We start from the raw sequence: 15,407 nt of genomic DNA, 5'->3' as shown, positions 1-15,407 counted from the left end.
AAGTCAATCGTTTCAGGCGCTTTGTGCCAGCGGTGCGAAGCGCGCGACCTGCCGCCCGACGAGGCGCAACTGATCCAGTACCGCAGGATCGCTGGCGCCGCCGTCGGCGTCGAACCGGGTCAGCTGGGTATTGATCGCGGCGGCGAAGGGGGTCGGCCACCCGCGCAGCGCGTGGACGATCGAGCGCAGCGCCGCGATCGTCGATCCGGTCGCCTGCCAGCCATAGGCGGTGGCGATCAGCCCGACGGGCACGTCCGCCAGATACGGGCGCGCGTCCTTCGCCGTCTCCTCCAGCAGGTCCAGCGCGTTCTTCACCACGCCCGAGATGCTGCCGTGATAGCCGGGCGAGGCGATGATGACGGCGGAGGCGGAGCGGACGCAGGTGACGAACGCGCGCTCCTCCGCGGTCCGCGTCGTGGCGCGCGGATCGTACAGCGGGAGCATCGCCATGTCTGCGCCGCCGAACATGCGCGTGCGGAATCCCTGCGCCGCCGCCGCATCCAGCGCGATGCGCAACGCGCGCTCGGTCGACGAAACGCCGCCGATCGTGCCCCCGATGCCCACCACCAGCGGCGGCGCGTCTTTCGCTCGTTCTTCCATCGCGCTACGCTGTGGCACGTCGCCGCCGCTTGCGGCAACTGTCGTATTCCCGTAAAACACCGTCTGCGCCATGAACCCACCTTATGATTCCGGCCGCGTGCGGTACAACCACGGACCGGGCCAGCCCGCCGGCCAGCCCCCTGCGCCGCCGTCCGGCCCCCTGCCGTCGTTCGATCCGTGGACCGGCGCCGCGCCGGAGCCGCCGCGGTTCGATGCGCCGCCCGGCGGGGGGGAGCCCCCGCGCCGTCCGCGCAATATCGGCAAGTGGATCGTCCGCGGGTTGGCCGCGCTGCTGGTCCTGTTCTTCGCGCTGGTGGCGTGGCTGGCGATCACCGCGCCGCTGTCGCAATCGCTGAAGCCGCCGACGCCGCCGTCGATCACGCTGACCGACAATGCGGGCAAGCCGATCGCGCGGCGCGGCGCGGTCATCGGCGCGCCGGTCGACGCCGCCACGCTGCCGCCGCACGTGCGCGAGGCGTTCCTGGCGATCGAGGACCGGCGCTTCTATTCGCACTGGGGCATCGACCCGCGCGGCATCGCGCGCGCGGCATGGGCCAACGTCGGGTCGGGCGGGGTGCGGCAGGGCGGGTCGACGATCACGCAGCAGCTGGCGAAGAACGCCTTCCTCGATTCGGACCGCACCGCGGCGCGCAAGATCCGCGAGGTCATGATCGCGTTCTGGCTGGAGGCGTGGCTGACCAAGGACGAGATCCTGTCGCGCTACCTGTCCAACGTGTATTTCGGCGACAACGTCTACGGCATCCGCGCGGCGGCGAAGCATTATTTCGGGCGCACGCCCGAGCGGATGAACGTCGGGCAGGCGGCGATGCTGGCGGGCCTCGTCAAGGCGCCGTCGCGGCTGGCGCCGACCGGCAACCTGAAGGGTGCGCGCGCGCGGCAGGCGGTGGTCGTGGCCGCGATGGTCGATGCGGGTTTCCTGACGAAGCGCGAGGCGGATGCGGTGCAGCCGCAGCGGGTCCTGCCCGCGGTGGCCAAGACGGTGCCGTCGGGCACCTATTTCGCGGACTGGGTCCTGCCCGAGGCGCGCGACCAGGCCGGGGAGATCCAGGACGAGGCGACGGTCCGCACCACGCTGGACGCCGAATTGCAGGCGACGGCGGAGCGGATCGTGCGGCAGGCGGGGCTGCGCAAGGCGCAGGCCGCGATCGTCGCGATGAAGACCAACGGCGAGGTCGTCGCGATGGTCGGCGGGCGCGACTACAAGGCGTCGCCCTTCAACCGCGCGGTGCAGGCGAAGCGCCAGCCGGGCTCCACCTTCAAGCTGTTCGTCTACCTCGCCGCGATGCGCGCGGGCATGAACCCCGCCTCCACCGTCGACGATACGCCGGTCGAGATCGCGGGGTGGAAGCCGAAGAACGACGACGGCCGCTACCTGGGCGAGATCAGCCTCGCCCGCGCTTTCGCGCGGTCGTCGAACGTGGCCGCCGCGCGGCTGACGCAGCAGGTGGGCGTACGCAACGTCGTGCGGGCCGCCCGCGACCTGGGCATCACGACGCCGATCGCGAACGAGGCGACGATCGGGCTGGGCACGTCGGAGGTGTCGCTGCTGGAACTGACCGGCGCCTATGCCGCGATCGCCAACGGCAGCTATCCGGTCAAGCCGCGCGGCCTGACCGCGCAGCAGAAGGGCAATGCCTGGTTCCAGTCGCTGACCGGCGGGCAGACGCGGATGTCGGAAGAGGTGCGCACGAACATGCTGTCGCTGCTCAATTCCTCCATCCGGGGCACGGGGCGGGAGGCGAACCTGCCGATGATGGCCTATGGCAAGACGGGCACGTCGCAATCGGGTCGCGACGCGTGGTTCATCGGCTTCGCGGGCGAGCTGGTCGTCGGCGTCTGGGTCGGCAACGACGACAACAGTCCGAACCCTGGCCTGCACGGCGGCGGCATCCCCGCGCAGATGTGGCGCCAGTTCATGGCCAGCGCGCTCGACATCCGCGATCCCGAGCCGGAACCCGCGTTGATCGAGGAAGGCGGCGATCAGGACGCGGGCAACGCCACGCTGGAATTCGGCCTGCCCGACGGCGTGCTGGACCGCGCGGGCGTACCCGTCGATCGCATCAACGAGCAGCTGGAAGGGCTGGGCGTCGATGCGCGGATGAACCCCGACGGGTCGGTCGAGGTGGGCCCGTCGCGTCGAGCGCCACCGCGCGACCGCCGCGACGAACGCCGTCCCGAGGAGGAGCCGCCCGGGCCGGACGAATTCTGACCCGGCGCCGCGCCGGCCGCCGGGCGCGTGGGGATCAGCCCGATATCGTCTTCAGGTTCATGAACTCGTGCAGCCCGAACGCGCCCAGTTCGCGGCCGTGGCCCGATCGCTTGATGCCGCCGAACGGCGCCTCCGGCGAGGAGGCCAGCATGGAATTGACCGCGGTCATCCCGGCCTCGATCTCGCGTTCGAAGCGCGCGCGCTCCGCCGCGTCCTGCGTCCAGACCGAGGAGCCGAGGCCGAACGGCACGTCGTTCGCCAGCCGGATCGCGGCATCGATGTCGTCGACGCAGAAAACCATCGCGACCGGGCCGAACACCTCCTCCTGCGCGACCGGATCGTCGACCGGTACGTCCACCAGCACGCCGGGCGTCATCCACGCGCCGGGGCGATCCGGTTTCTCCGCGCCGAGCAACAGCCGTCCGCCCGCCTGCTGCACCTGCGCCACCTGCGCCAGCACGGCATCGCGCTGCTCCACGCTGGACAGCGGGCCCATGTCGGTGTCGGCGTGCATCGGGTCGCCGACCGTCACCGCCCGCATCGCCGCGGCGAACCGGTCGAGGAAGGCGTCGTAGACGTCGGTGTGGACGATCATCCGCTTCGCGCAGATGCACGACTGGCCCGCATTCTGGACCCGCGCCTTCGCCGCGGTCGTTGCGGCCCGGTCGAGGTCGGCGGAGGGCATGACGACGAACGGGTCGGACCCGCCGAGTTCGAGCACGACCTTCTTCAGGTGGCGTCCCGCCGCCTCCGCGACCTTAACGCCCGCGCCCTCGCTGCCGGTCAGCGTCACCGCGACGATGCGCGGGTCCGCGATCAGCGCGTCGACGCGCGACGACGGGATCGCGAGGCTCTGGAACACGCCCGCGGGCAGGCCCGCGGCGGTCGCGACCTCCTCGATCGCGGCGGCGCACCCCTGCGTCAGCGAGGCGTGCTTCAGCAGGCCGACGTTCCCGGCCAGCAGGGTGGGCGCCATGAAGCGGACGACCTGCCAGTACGGGAAGTTCCACGGCATCACCGCCAGCACGGGGCCGAGCGGGAGGAAGATCGTGCGCGCCGATCCGCCCGCGACCGGATGATCGACCGGTTCCAGCATGGCGGGACCGTTCTGCGCATAATGGCGGAAGCCCGCGGCGCATTTCTCCACCTCCGCGATCGCGCTGGCCAGCGTCTTGCCCATCTCGCGCACCGCGATCTCGGCCAGCCGGCGCTTGTCCGCCTCGAACGCGTCGCCGATCCGCTCCAGCAGCGCAGCCCGCGCCGCGAGCGGCACGTCGCGCCATGTCGCGAAGGCGGCGTGCGCGCGGGCGACGCGCTCCTCGATCTCGTCGGTCGTCAATGGGGCGAAGGTGGCGCCGGGCGTGCCGGTCGCGGGGTCGATACTCTGGAACATGGGCGACGCAACGCACCGGGGCGAGGCGATATCCGTGGCGGCGGCCTCCTTGACCGCGCGACGCGACGTGCCGCATAGCCCGTCGCCAGATGGATCATTCTCCCCCCGCACCGATCGAAAGCCTGTCGTTCGAGGCCGCGCTCAAGGAGCTCGAGCAGATCGTCGGGCGGCTGGAATCCGGCGACACCCCGCTCGACGACGCCATCGCGCTGTACGAACGCGGCAGCGCGCTGCGCGGCCATTGCGCGCAACGGCTGGACGCGGCGCAGGCGCGGATCGAATCGATCCGCCTGGGCAGCGACGGCGCGCCCGCGGGCACGAAGCCGTTCGACCCCGCGCCCACCGACGACAGATGAAGGACGCGCTGCTCCGTGATGCGCTTGCCGAGGTGCAGGCGGAGGTGGATCGTCGCTTCGACGCGCTGCTGCCCGTGCCCGACGATGCGCGCGCGCGTCTGTACGAGGCGATGCGCCACGCCGCGATCGGCGGGGGCAAGCGGTTGCGCCCGCTGCTGGTGCACGCCACCGCGCGCCTGTTCGACGTCTCGCGCGAGGCCGCGGGGCGGGTCGCGGTCGCGCTGGAGGCGATCCATGTCTATTCGCTGATCCACGACGATCTGCCCGCGATGGACGACGACGACCTGCGCCATGGCAAGGCGACGGTCCACACCGCCTATGACGAGGCGACCGCGATCCTGGCGGGCGATTGCCTGCACGCGCTGGCGTTCGAGGTGCTGGCCGATCCCGCGACGCATCCCGATCCGTTCGTGCGCGCCGAACTGGTCATGGACCTGGCGCGTGCATCCGGCCCTACGGGCATGGCGGGGGGGCAGGCGATGGACCTGGCCGCCGACGCCGCCCAGAAGGCGGGCGGCGCGTTCGACCTGGGCACCGTCACGCGGTTGCAGCAGATGAAGACCGGCGCGCTGATCGCCGCGGCGGTGGAGGCGGGCGCGATCCTGGGCCGCGTGGCGGACGAGGGGCGCGTCCACCTGCGCGGCTATGCCCACGACCTGGGCCTCGCGTTCCAGATCGTCGACGACCTGATGGACGTCGAGGGCGACGAGGCGCTGGCGGGCAAGAAACTGCGCAAGGACGGCGAGCAGGGGAAGGAGACGTTCGTCTCCCTGCTGGGCATCGATCGTGCGCGCGCGCAATCGCACCTGCTGGTCGCGCAGGCGATCGAGCATCTGCGCTCCTACGGCCACGAGGCCGACCTGCTGCGCGCCATCGCGCGATATGTGATCGAGAGGGATCGGTGACCATATGAACCGCATCGGCGTCTATCCCGGCACGTTCGACCCCATCACCCTGGGCCACATGGACATCATCCGCCGCGGCGCGAAGCTGGTCGACCAGCTCGTCGTCGGGGTGACGACGAACCCCAGCAAGTCGCCGATGTTCACGGTCGAGGAGCGCGTCGCGATCGTGGAGCGCGAGGTCGCGGGACTGGCGGGCGACATCCGCGTCGTGACGTTCGATTCGCTGCTGATGGACTTTGCGGAGCGCGAAGGCGCGACCATGATCGTGCGCGGGCTGCGCGCGGTCGCGGATTTCGAATACGAATATCAGATGGCGGGGATGAACCAGCAGCTGAATTCGCGCATCGAGACCGTGTTCCTGATGGCGGACGTGGGGTTGCAGCCGATCGCGTCGAAGCTGGTGAAGGAGATCGCGATCTACGGCGGGGAGATCGGGAAGTTCGTGACCCCGGCCGTCCGCGGCGAGGTGATGGCGCGGGTCGACGTCATCGGGCGGCGGGGCAGCTGAGCGCCATTCACGTTGGCGCAAGCGGCGATCTGGTCTAGAGCCGCGGCGCCCCATCCGATCCATCCGAAAGTCGCCATGCGTCCGTTCGCCTATATCGCCGCGTCGATCGCGCTGCTGCTCGCCGGTCCCGCCACCGCCCAGCCCCCCGGACAGGTGCCCGCGCCCCCGGCGCAGCCGTCCGTCGCCGCACAGGCACCGGCGGCAACCGCGGCTCCGGCCACGCCGGTTCCCGCGGTGTCCGCGGTGCCGACGCCTGCGTTCGACGATCCGGCGAACACCTGGCTGCTCGATCTGTCGACCGGCGGGCGGGTACGCATCTGGCTGCGGCCCGACGTCGCGCCGCAGACGGTGGAACGGATCAAGACGCTGACGCGCAGCCGCTTCTACGATGGCCTCGTCTTCCACCGCGTCATCGACGGCTTCATGGCGCAGGGCGGCGATCCGAAGGGCGACGGCACCGGTGGGTCGACGCTGCCGGACCTGAAGGCGGAGTTCAACACGCTGCCGCACGTTCGCGGCGCGGTCGCGGCGGCGCGCGCGCAGTCGGAGGACAGCGCGAACAGCCAGTTCTACATCGTCATGCAGCCGCGGTTGCAGCTGGACCGCAAATATACCGTGTTCGGCCGCGTCGTGGACGGGATGCAGTTCGTCGACGCGATCGAGCGCGGCGAACCGCCCGCGAACCCGACGCGCATCGTCCACGCCTATATCGCCGGCGACAATCCGCCCGCGTTCGTTCCGGCGGCGCTTCCCGCGCTGGCGGTCCCGACGCTGCCCGGCACGACGCCCGCCGCGTCGGCGAAGCCGCCGGCCAAGACCCCGCCCCGCCGCCGCTGAGGCCCGCGCCGTGGACGTCGACCTGTTCGACTTCGCGCTGCCGCCGGAGCGGATCGCGCTCCGCCCCGCGCAGCCGCGCGATGCGGCGCGGATGCTGGTCGTGGACGGCGACGGCATGGCGGACCGGCACGTGTCCGACCTGCCCGCGGCGTTGCGCGCGGGCGACATGCTGGTGTTCAACGACACGCGCGTGATCCCGGCGCAGCTGGACGGGCGGCGCGGCGACGCGCGCATCGGCGTGACGCTGCACAAGCGCGAGGGGCCGCGCCGCTGGCGCGCGTTCGTCCGCAACGCCCGGCGACTGCGCGACGGGGACGTCGTCGATTTCGGCCATGACGTCGCCGCGACGGTGGGCGACCGCGGCGCGGACGGCAGCGTGGCGTTCGACTTCCTGGGCGAGGAGCCGGTCGAACTGCTGCTGCAACGCGCGGGGCGGATGCCGCTGCCCCCCTATATCGCGGGCCGGCGCACGCCCGATGCGCGCGACGCCGACGATTACCAGACGATCTTCGCCAGCGAACCCGGCGCGGTGGCGGCACCGACGGCGGCGCTGCACTTCACCCCCGCGTTGATGGCGGCGCTACAGGCGGCGGGGGTGGGGCACGAGACGCTGACGCTCCATGTCGGGGCGGGCACGTTCCTGCCGGTGAAGGCGACGGATACGCGCGACCATGCGATGCACGCCGAATGGGGGAGGCTCGACGCCGCCACCGCCGATCGCCTGAACGCGGTGCGCGCACGGGGCGGCCGCGTGATCGCGGTCGGCACCACCAGCCTGCGCCTGATCGAGAGCGCCTGCGGGGAGGACGGCACGATCGCTCCGTTCGAGGGCGACACCGCGATCTTCATCACCCCCGGTTACCGCTTCCGCGGCATCGACGGCCTGGTGACGAACTTCCACCTGCCGCGGTCGACATTGTTCATGCTGGTATCGGCGCTGATGGGGCTCGATCGGATGCAGGCGGCGTACGCCCATGCCGTTGAGGAGGGCTACCGCTTCTATTCCTACGGAGATGCGTCGCTGCTTTTGCCGTGAAGGTGCTTTGGCTACTGCCCGGCAAGGGTATCGCGTGCGGAAGGATCGTATTCCAACCGGCACGGGTCGGCGAACGGTTCGCTTGAGCGCGGGCATTCAGCCATTTTAAGATGGGTAGCGGTAACGCCGATCGGGCCGTCGCGTTCCATTCGCATCGCGCGATTCCTTCGGTTCGACGCTCGTCCGCGCTGCCTCGTCGGATCGCGCTTGCCCTGTCCGCTTTCAGCGCCTTGGCGTCCGGGCAACGGGCCGGGGCGGTGACCAGCCTCCCGGACCCGCAAGAGGGCGGTCGCTGGTCTGGGAAACTATCGTGATATTGTTGACGCTTGCGCTCGCCACCGCGACTCCGGTGACGCTGCCCGCCGTGCTTGCCCAGGCGAATGACGGCGACACCATCCGGCTGGCGGCGGGGACCTATCGCGACGTCGTCATCGATCGCACCTTTGCGCGCGGGATCACGATCGATGCGGAAAAGGCGACGGTGCGCGGGTTGCGGATCGCGGGCGGCGGCATCCTCTGGCAATCGGGGATGGTGATGGCGCCGGACGGCCGCGACGGCTTCGCCTATCTGGGATACGGGGCGCTCGTGACGGGGACGAACGTCACCTTCACCGGCGTGACCTTCACCAACGCCAAGAAGGCGGTGGTGCTGGATCGTGCCAGCGGGATCACGATCATGGACAGCGTCTTCATCCGGCTGGGCGAGGACGGCGTGATCGCATCGCGCACCAGTCGGCTGGTCGTGCAGGGCAACCGGTTCACGCAGACGATCGGGAAGCCCACCACGTGCCTGACGCGCCGGGGCATCGTCTACGGCCTGGCGCGGCGCGATTGCATCGCGCGTTTCGGCCTGTGGGTCGACGGCTATCATGCCGATGCGGTGCAGATGCGCAACGCGGTGGTCGACGCCACGATCGCGAACAACGTCATCGACGGCAATACGCAAGGGGTGACGCAGATGGACACGGTCGGCGACGCGCCGTTGCGGCGCATCACGGTCGAGGACAATCATGTCGCGGCCAACGCGCACCAGATCACGCTGGGGAAGTGCGTGGATTGCGTCATCCGCGACAATACGGTCCGGCGCTGGCGGTGGAACGGCTATCGCGCGGTGATCCGCCGCGGCAGGGCGCGGCGCTGCGGGAACCAGGTCCAGGACGAGGCGAGCGACGGACGCTGCTGACCCGCGCCGGTCGGGGAGGGCCGACGATCCGGCGACGTCAGTCGGCGCGCGGCGCCACGACGACGCGGTTCTTCCCCGCGCGCTTCGCCGCGTACAGCGCCGTGTCCGCCAGCCGCAGGGCGTCGCGCGCATCGCCGACCACCGCCGCCACCCCGGCGGACAACGCCAGGCGTCCGATCGTGCGCCCGGTCTGCTGGTTGGCGAGCGAGCGGGACACCAGCCGCTCGCGCGCGCCGTCGACCAGTGCGACGGCCTGATCGACGTCGTAGCCCTCGAACAGGCAGACGAATTCCTCCCCGCCGTAGCGCGCGACCACCGCATGATCGCCCAGTTCGGAGCGCAGGAGGCGCGCGACGAATTTCAGCACGCGATCGCCGGTGCCGTGGCCGTGCTGGTCGTTGACGTTCTTGAAATCGTCGATGTCGCACAGCGCCACGACCGCAGGCCGGTCGCGCGGCACGGCGTTCAGCCGCATCTCGAAATGGCGGCGGTTCGGCAATCCGGTCAGATGGTCCCGGTCGGCGTCGCGTTGGGCGCGGCGCAGGTTGGTGCGCAGGCGTTCGGCCTCCTCGCGCGCGACCTCCAGCTGTTCCTCCATCGTCCGGGTGGCCTCCACCACGCCGTTGGTCAGGCGGATGAGGCGATCGAGCGCCCCCATCGGGTCGGCGGCAAAGCCCGTGACCTCCGCGCTCAACGCCGCGCGATATTCGATGCCGGACGATTGCGACGCGGCGATGATGCGGACGCATTCGGCCAGGTCGCGCGCCATCCGTTCCGCCATCTCCCCGACCAATTCGGGGCTGAGGCCGCGGTCGGCGGGGGTCGCCAGCCGGGCCAGCATCGCGTCGGTCAGATGGCCGTGTTCGCGCAACAGGCCCGCGACCTGCGCCGAGACGACGGGATCGCCCGCCAGATGCGCCCGCGCGATCGCGTAGTTCGCCTCCCCCAGGTCGAGGTGATGGCGCATCAGGAAGTCGCCGATATCGTCATATTGCGCCCGCAACGCGCGGACGCGATGATCCACCGCGCCGGTCGGCGCGTCGCCGCCGTGCGGCATCCGGCGCAGGAGCGAGGCGACCAGCGGATTGCGCAGCGCGCTCATGCCGCGCGCTCCGCGGCCGACGGCGCGATCACGCCGCGGCCGTCGACCGCGCGTCCCGCGTGCAGGTCCGCCACGATACCGGGCCAGGAATCGCCGAACCAGCCCTCCGCATGCTCGGCCCGGATGATCGGGTCGCCGCCTTCCCCGTTGTGCGTCGCCACGTCGCGGGCGGGCAGGAAGGACGACGTCATCACGTCGTAGAATATCCGCACGGGCGGGGCGGTGGGCCGGTCGTCGTCGGCGTGCAGGACGATGCCCAGCCGGTTGGAATGGAGCCGGACGAGCCCGTCGATCGGGAAGATGCCGATCCCCGCGACGAAGGCGGCGAGGATGCGGGGATCGAAATGCCCCTCCCACGACAGCATCTTTTGCAGCGCCATCGCGGGCGACCATGGTTGCTTGTACGGCCGGCAGGAGGTGATCGCGTCGTACACGTCGCAGATCGCGCCCATGCGCGCATGGATGCTCAGCTGATCGCCGGTCAGTCCGTCGGGATAGCCGCGCCCGTCCATCCGCTCGTGATGATGCAGGCAGACGTCGAGCGCGATCGCGCTGATGTCCGCGCTGTCGCTCAGCAGGCGGTAGCCCGCCGACGGATGATCCTCGATGATCCGGCGTTCGGCGTCGTCCAGCCTGCCCGGCTTCTCGAGCACCTCGATCGGGGTCGCCATCTTGCCGATGTCGTGCAGGAGTCCCGCGACCCCGGCCTGCTGCACCTCATATTCGGGAAGTCCCAGTTGCCGCGCGAGGTTTATCATCAGCGCGCAGACCGCGACCGAGTGGAGATAGGTATATTCGTTCTTGTTCTTCAGCCGCGTGACGTTGAGGATCGCGGACCGGTCGCGTTCGATCGAGGCGGCGATCTCGTCCACCAGCGGCACGACCGCCGTCATCTGCACCGCATGGCCCAGGCGCGCCTCGCCGAACATGCGTTCGACCGCCGCGCGCGACCGGGCGACGGTTTCGCGCGCGCGTTCCATCTCGTCCATGCGGCGGCGGCGCGGCCGGCCCGCGGCGCGGCGCTCGACCACCAGCGGCGCTGCGGCCGGTGCGGCGGCGGCGGCGGCGGGTCCGGCCTCGGGCGCGGGCGCGAGGCCGATCCCGCGTGCGTCGTCGATCGTGACCATCGCGATCCCCGACTGGCGCAGCCGTTCCAGGTCGGCCGGCTCGCGCAGCAGAAAGCGCGAGCGCCAGAAGGGATTGTTGAACCACGAACAGTCGACCGAGGAGATGTACATCCCCAGCCGAACGTCCGTGACCGCGATCCGATGAAGCATGCATTCCCCCCAATTCGTACGACCAATGTCGCACGCAAGGCGCTAAACAACGTTTAAGGGGCGTTGTTTGGGCCTCATAATGGGTAGGAAGGAATCGACATTTGAAGGTTTTCCCGGCGGCGATCGAACGGCTTTCCGAACGTCGGAACGGCCGGGCATGATCGCGCTATCCTTTCCCGGCATTCCCGCGCACTGGCGCCTGTCGATCGCGTCGCATGGACACGAATCGCAACCCGTGGTGGTGATCGACGGGTTCGTGCGCGAGCCGGAGGATTGGGTGGAGGACGCGGCCCTGCTGTCCTTCCGCGCCATGGGCGAACATTATCCGGGCGTGCGGGCGATGGTGCCGCGCGCGACATTGGCGCCGTTGCTCGACGCGCTGGCGCCGGTCGCGCGGGGGGTGTTCGGGTTGACCGCGCTGGCGGTCGTGGACGCCTTCTATTCGATCGTCACGACCCCGCCCGCCGCGCTCGCCCCGATCCAGCGGATGCCGCACGTGGACGAGGTATCGCCGACGCGACTGGCGTTGCTGCACTATCTGTCGCGCGACGATCGCGGCGGCACCGCGTTCTTCCGCCATCGCGCCACCGGCTACGAAACGATTGATGCGGCGCGGCTGGACCCGTATCGCGTCGCCCTGGCCGCCGATGTCGCGACGCACGGCCTGCCCGCGCCGGGCTTCATCGACGGCGACACGACATTGTTCGAGGAGGTCGCGCGGCATCGCGGGGTGTTCAACCGGGCGATCCTGTACCGGTCGAACAGCTTGCATTGCGCGGCGATCCCGCCCGACACCGTCTTCACCGCCGATCCGATGGCCGGACGGCTGACGGTGAACACCTTCCTGGAGGGGGCGGCATGTGGCGCGCCCGCAACAGTGTGAACGGACGTGTCTGAATACGTATGTGGCATTCTGGTGGCAGGTCCGGCGCGGGCCTAAGCGACACCCGGAAGCCGATCCGACCCGCCAGCGGTCTGTCGGCGCAGGGGAGGATACGCCATGGACGCCACGCATCACATCCATTTCGCCGGTACGCGCTCGCGCCTGGCGACGCAGGCCAGCGTGCTCGCGCTGGTGCTGGCGGCGACGCCCGCCTGGGCGCAGGAGACGCCGGACCCGAACGCGCCGTCCGCGAACCCCACGGGCAAGATCACGGTCACCCAGCCCGTTCCCGCCGCCGATCCCACGCCTGACGCGCAGGCGAACCCCGATGCCACCGCGACGCCCGCGGAAGAGGAAGGGGAGATCGTCGTCACGGGTATCCGCGCCAGCCTGGCGCGCTCGGCCGAGATCAAGCGCAATTCCACGCTGATCGTCGATTCGGTCAGCGCGGAGGACATCGGCAAGCTGCCCGACGTGTCGATCGCCGATTCGCTGGCGCGCCTGCCGGGCGTGACCGCGCAGCGCGTCGAGGGCCGCGACCAGAACCTGTCGATCCGTGGCCTGGGCCCCGATTTCTCCACCACGTTGTTCAACGGGCGCGAGCAGGTGACCGTGGGCGACAACCGCGGCGTCGAATACGACCAGTATCCGTCCGAATTCTTCCGCAACGTCAACGTCTACAAGTCGCCCGACGCGTCGCTGATTGCGGCCGGCATCTCGGGTACCGTCGACCTGCGCAGCATGCGCCCGCTGGAACAGCGCGACCGGTCGATCGTCGTGTCCGCGCGCGGCCAGTATAACGGCATCGGCAAGCGCAATCCGGACGGCGAGCGCCTGGGCTATCGCGTGTCCGGCGCGTTCGTGGACAAGTTCGCGGACGACACGTTCGGCGTCGCGATCGGCTTCGCCGCAACGGAGGCGCCGACGAATTACGACAAGTACGAGGCATGGGGCTATCCCGGGTCGGGCACGACCGCCGACCCGTACAATCTGGGCGGTGCCAAGCCGTACGTGCAGTCGAACCTGCTGAAGCGCTACGGCGGCGTCGCCACGCTGGAATGGCAGCCGAGCGATCGCTTCCATTCGACCTTCGACGCGCTGTACACGCACTTCAACGAAGTGCAGCGGCTGCGCGGGATCGAATTCCCGCTGGGCTTCAACGTCCCCGCCACCAATGTCGTGGCGCGCGACGGCTTCGTCCAGTCGGCGACGTTCAACCCGCTCTACACCGTGCAGCGCAACGATTATCAGGAGCGCGAGGCGGACCTGTTCTCGTTCGGGTGGAACAACGATTTCCTGATCGGCGACACGACGCATTTCAACGTCGACGCATCGTGGAGCCGGGCGGAGCGCACGGACTTCCTGCTCGAAACCTATTCGGGCACCGGTTATAACGGTGCGGGCGTCCGCGACACGATCAACATCACGCGGCAGGACAACGGCACGTACAAGATCGTGCCGACGCTGAACTACGCCGACACCGGCATCATCCGCATCACCGATCCGGGCGGCTGGGGCTTCAACGGGACGTCGGCGGTCGTGCAGGCGGGCTTCGTCAACCAGCCCAAGTTCACCGACGACCTGAAGTCGCTGCGCGCCAGCCTCCAGGGCGAGTTCGGCGACCTGGGCGTCATCAAGGGCTGGGAAGTCGGCGGCAATTACTCGCAGCGCGAGAAGGCGTCGACCTACACCTCCAACTTCCTGTGCCCGAAGGGCGGCGGCACGAACTGCACCGTCGCCAGCGGCACGCCGACGTCGATCGCGGTGCCTGCGGACGCGGTGCTGAAGGAGAATGCCTCGCTCGGCTTCCTGGGCGTGCCGCAGATGCTGACGGTCGATCCGCTGAAGATCTTCGGGCTGCTGAACCCGGTGTTCGACAACCGGCCCGAATCGCTGGCGAAGGCGTATTCGGTGACCGAGAAGGTGTGGACCGGCTATGCTAAGCTGGTGATCGACGGCGAGGCGGGCGGCAAGAACCTGAAGGGGTCGCTGGGCGTGCAGGTGGTTCACACGGACCAGTCGTCCGACGGCCGCATCGCGGGCCTGGTCGCCGGGGCGGTGACGCTGGCCGACGTGACGGGCGGCGTGAAATACACCAACTTCCTGCCCAGCGCGACGATGTCGGTCGAGCTGCTGCCGTCGACGTTCGTGAAGCTGGGCGCGTCGCGCACGATGGTGCGCCCGCGGATCGACCAGGAGCGGATCTCGCAGAACGTCAGCATCAACCCGGCGAACGTCGGCCGCGGCAGCGCGCCGCAGGACAGCCCGTTCAGCTCGAACGGCGGCAATTTCGCGCTGCTGCCGTACAAGTCGACGAACATCGACCTGTCGCTGGAGAAGTATTTCCCGGCGGGCGGCTATGTCGCGCTGACCGGTTACTTCAAGAGCATCAGCGATTACGTCGACGAGAATAACAACGTCCTTTACGACTTCTCCTCGCTGCTCAGTTCGCTGACCCCCGCGCAGCAGGCGACCGTGCGGGCACAGAATGCGCAGTTCGGCCTGTTCAGGAACCCGGCCAATTCGGGCGACGGCGAGCTGATCGGGGCGGAGGCGACCGCGTCGCTGCCGTTCCGCACGATCACCACCGCGCTGGACGGGTTCGGCGTCTTCGCCAGCGGCAGCTATACGTACAGCGCGATCCGGCTGGACAGCAATCCGGGGCAGAACATCACGCTGCCCGGCCTGTCGGACTGGGTGCTGAACGGCACCGCCTATTTCGAGAAGTCGGGGTTCCAGGCGCGCGCGACCTATCGCTATCGGTCGAAGTTCCTGGCCGAGGTGCGCGGCCTGTCGGCTACGCCGGAGCTGAACACCGCGCGGGGCGAGGGCATCCTGGACGCGCAGATCGGCTACGAATTCCAGTCGGGGCCGTTGCAGGGCCTGGCGATCCTGGCGCAGGCCAAGAACCTGACGGATCAGGAATTCGTCCAGTACACCAACGGCGACGAGCGGCAGGTGCGGCGGTACCAGCGGTACGGCACCGACTATTACCTGGGCCTGACGTACCGGTTCTGATGTCCGGGGTGGGGGAGCGGAGAGTCACGTCTCTCCCCGTCCCCACCCTGCCTCCGTTCGCCCTGAGCGACGTCGAAGG

The 15,407-nt window shown here is 69.7% G+C and carries 13 protein-coding genes; 9 read left to right on the top strand and 4 right to left on the bottom strand.

Translation table 11 applies throughout. From position 1 onward, the window contains the following. Nucleotides 1-12 precede the first annotated feature (12 nt). Complete coding sequence (locus ASG29_RS00960; protein ID WP_055978877.1) at nt 13-600, bottom strand: NADPH-dependent FMN reductase; 588 nt, start codon at nt 598-600, stop codon at nt 13-15. Nucleotides 601-670: 70 nt separating this feature from the next. Here ASG29_RS00960 and ASG29_RS00955 point away from each other — a divergent pair, with 70 nt between their 5' ends. Next, nucleotides 671-2,830 (top strand): transglycosylase domain-containing protein, encoded by a 2,160-nt coding sequence (locus ASG29_RS00955; protein WP_055978874.1) that lies wholly within the window; start codon nt 671-673, stop codon nt 2,828-2,830. Between the two features lie 34 nt (nt 2,831-2,864). Here ASG29_RS00955 and ASG29_RS00950 read toward each other — a convergent pair whose 3' ends face one another. After that, nucleotides 2,865-4,223 carry an NAD-dependent succinate-semialdehyde dehydrogenase gene (locus tag ASG29_RS00950; protein WP_055978870.1) on the bottom strand — a complete coding sequence of 453 codons (1,359 nt, stop codon included), beginning with the start codon at nt 4,221-4,223 and terminating at the stop codon, nt 2,865-2,867. Nucleotides 4,224-4,312: 89 nt separating this feature from the next. On the opposite strand from ASG29_RS00950, the gene ASG29_RS00945 reads away from it, so the two are divergent. The 6 genes from ASG29_RS00945 (at nt 4,313) to ASG29_RS00920 (ending at nt 9,048) form a co-directional block, all read left to right on the top strand. Then, complete coding sequence (locus ASG29_RS00945; protein WP_055978867.1) at nt 4,313-4,579, top strand: exodeoxyribonuclease VII small subunit; 267 nt, start codon at nt 4,313-4,315, stop codon at nt 4,577-4,579. Continuing rightward, nucleotides 4,576-5,484 carry a polyprenyl synthetase family protein gene (locus ASG29_RS00940; RefSeq protein WP_055978864.1) on the top strand — a complete coding sequence of 303 codons (909 nt, stop codon included), beginning with the start codon at nt 4,576-4,578 and terminating at the stop codon, nt 5,482-5,484. The genes ASG29_RS00945 and ASG29_RS00940 overlap by 4 nt, the downstream gene beginning before the upstream one ends. 4 nt (nt 5,485-5,488) lie before the next feature. Beyond that, nucleotides 5,489-5,992: a pantetheine-phosphate adenylyltransferase gene (gene coaD / locus ASG29_RS00935; RefSeq protein ID WP_055978861.1), complete on the top strand. Its 504-nt coding sequence runs from the start codon at nt 5,489-5,491 to the stop codon at nt 5,990-5,992. A 75-nt stretch (nt 5,993-6,067) separates the two neighbouring features. After that, nucleotides 6,068-6,829 carry a peptidylprolyl isomerase gene (locus tag ASG29_RS00930; RefSeq protein WP_055978858.1) on the top strand — a complete coding sequence of 254 codons (762 nt, stop codon included), beginning with the start codon at nt 6,068-6,070 and terminating at the stop codon, nt 6,827-6,829. Nucleotides 6,830-6,839: 10 nt separating this feature from the next. Continuing rightward, entirely contained in the window at nt 6,840-7,865 is a 1,026-nt protein-coding gene (gene queA, locus ASG29_RS00925; protein WP_055978853.1) for a tRNA preQ1(34) S-adenosylmethionine ribosyltransferase-isomerase QueA, read from the top strand. A gap of 319 nt (nt 7,866-8,184) precedes the next feature. Next, nucleotides 8,185-9,048, top strand: coding sequence for a right-handed parallel beta-helix repeat-containing protein (locus tag ASG29_RS00920; protein ID WP_235532719.1), 864 nt, complete (start codon nt 8,185-8,187; stop codon nt 9,046-9,048). Nucleotides 9,049-9,085: 37 nt separating this feature from the next. Here ASG29_RS00920 and ASG29_RS00915 read toward each other — a convergent pair whose 3' ends face one another. Together ASG29_RS00915 and ASG29_RS00910 are read right to left on the bottom strand one after the other, a co-directional pair. Next, entirely contained in the window at nt 9,086-10,150 is a 1,065-nt protein-coding gene (locus tag ASG29_RS00915) for a sensor domain-containing diguanylate cyclase (RefSeq protein WP_055978847.1), read from the bottom strand. Then, a complete protein-coding gene (locus ASG29_RS00910; RefSeq protein WP_055978845.1) occupies nt 10,147-11,427 on the bottom strand; it encodes an HD-GYP domain-containing protein in 1,281 nt (426 codons plus the stop codon). The genes ASG29_RS00915 and ASG29_RS00910 overlap by 4 nt, the downstream gene beginning before the upstream one ends. 157 nt (nt 11,428-11,584) lie before the next feature. Between ASG29_RS00910 and ASG29_RS00905 the strand changes: the two genes are divergently transcribed. Next, a complete protein-coding gene (locus ASG29_RS00905) occupies nt 11,585-12,310 on the top strand; it encodes a DUF6445 family protein (RefSeq protein ID WP_055978842.1) in 726 nt (241 codons plus the stop codon). Between the two features lie 117 nt (nt 12,311-12,427). After that, nucleotides 12,428-15,328: a TonB-dependent receptor gene (locus ASG29_RS00900; RefSeq protein ID WP_055978839.1), complete on the top strand. Its 2,901-nt coding sequence runs from the start codon at nt 12,428-12,430 to the stop codon at nt 15,326-15,328. Nucleotides 15,329-15,407: the final 79 nt, after the last annotated feature.

Origin of the sequence: Sphingomonas sp. Leaf412 (assembly GCF_001425405.1) — a bacterium.
GTDB lineage: Bacteria > Pseudomonadota > Alphaproteobacteria > Sphingomonadales > Sphingomonadaceae > Sphingomonas.
The sequence above is the reverse complement of the archived record's forward strand: the minus strand, read 5'-3'. Positions and strand labels throughout refer to the sequence as shown.

What these genes read in the sequence shown, in the direction of transcription:
- ASG29_RS00900 (WP_055978839.1), top strand. Translation starts at nt 12,428, where the DNA reads ATGGACGCCACGCATCACATCCATTTCGCCGGTACGCGCTCGCGCCTG.
- ASG29_RS00945 (WP_055978867.1), top strand. Translation starts at nt 4,313, where the DNA reads ATGGATCATTCTCCCCCCGCACCGATCGAAAGCCTGTCGTTCGAGGCC.
- coaD (WP_055978861.1), top strand. Translation starts at nt 5,489, where the DNA reads ATGAACCGCATCGGCGTCTATCCCGGCACGTTCGACCCCATCACCCTG.
- ASG29_RS00950 (WP_055978870.1), bottom strand. Translation starts at nt 4,223, where the DNA reads ATGTTCCAGAGTATCGACCCCGCGACCGGCACGCCCGGCGCCACCTTC.
- ASG29_RS00955 (WP_055978874.1), top strand. Translation starts at nt 671, where the DNA reads ATGAACCCACCTTATGATTCCGGCCGCGTGCGGTACAACCACGGACCG.
- ASG29_RS00960 (WP_055978877.1), bottom strand. Translation starts at nt 600, where the DNA reads ATGGAAGAACGAGCGAAAGACGCGCCGCCGCTGGTGGTGGGCATCGGG.
- ASG29_RS00930 (WP_055978858.1), top strand. Translation starts at nt 6,068, where the DNA reads ATGCGTCCGTTCGCCTATATCGCCGCGTCGATCGCGCTGCTGCTCGCC.
- ASG29_RS00905 (WP_055978842.1), top strand. Translation starts at nt 11,585, where the DNA reads ATGATCGCGCTATCCTTTCCCGGCATTCCCGCGCACTGGCGCCTGTCG.
- ASG29_RS00940 (WP_055978864.1), top strand. Translation starts at nt 4,576, where the DNA reads ATGAAGGACGCGCTGCTCCGTGATGCGCTTGCCGAGGTGCAGGCGGAG.
- ASG29_RS00910 (WP_055978845.1), bottom strand. Translation starts at nt 11,427, where the DNA reads ATGCTTCATCGGATCGCGGTCACGGACGTTCGGCTGGGGATGTACATC.
- ASG29_RS00915 (WP_055978847.1), bottom strand. Translation starts at nt 10,150, where the DNA reads ATGAGCGCGCTGCGCAATCCGCTGGTCGCCTCGCTCCTGCGCCGGATG.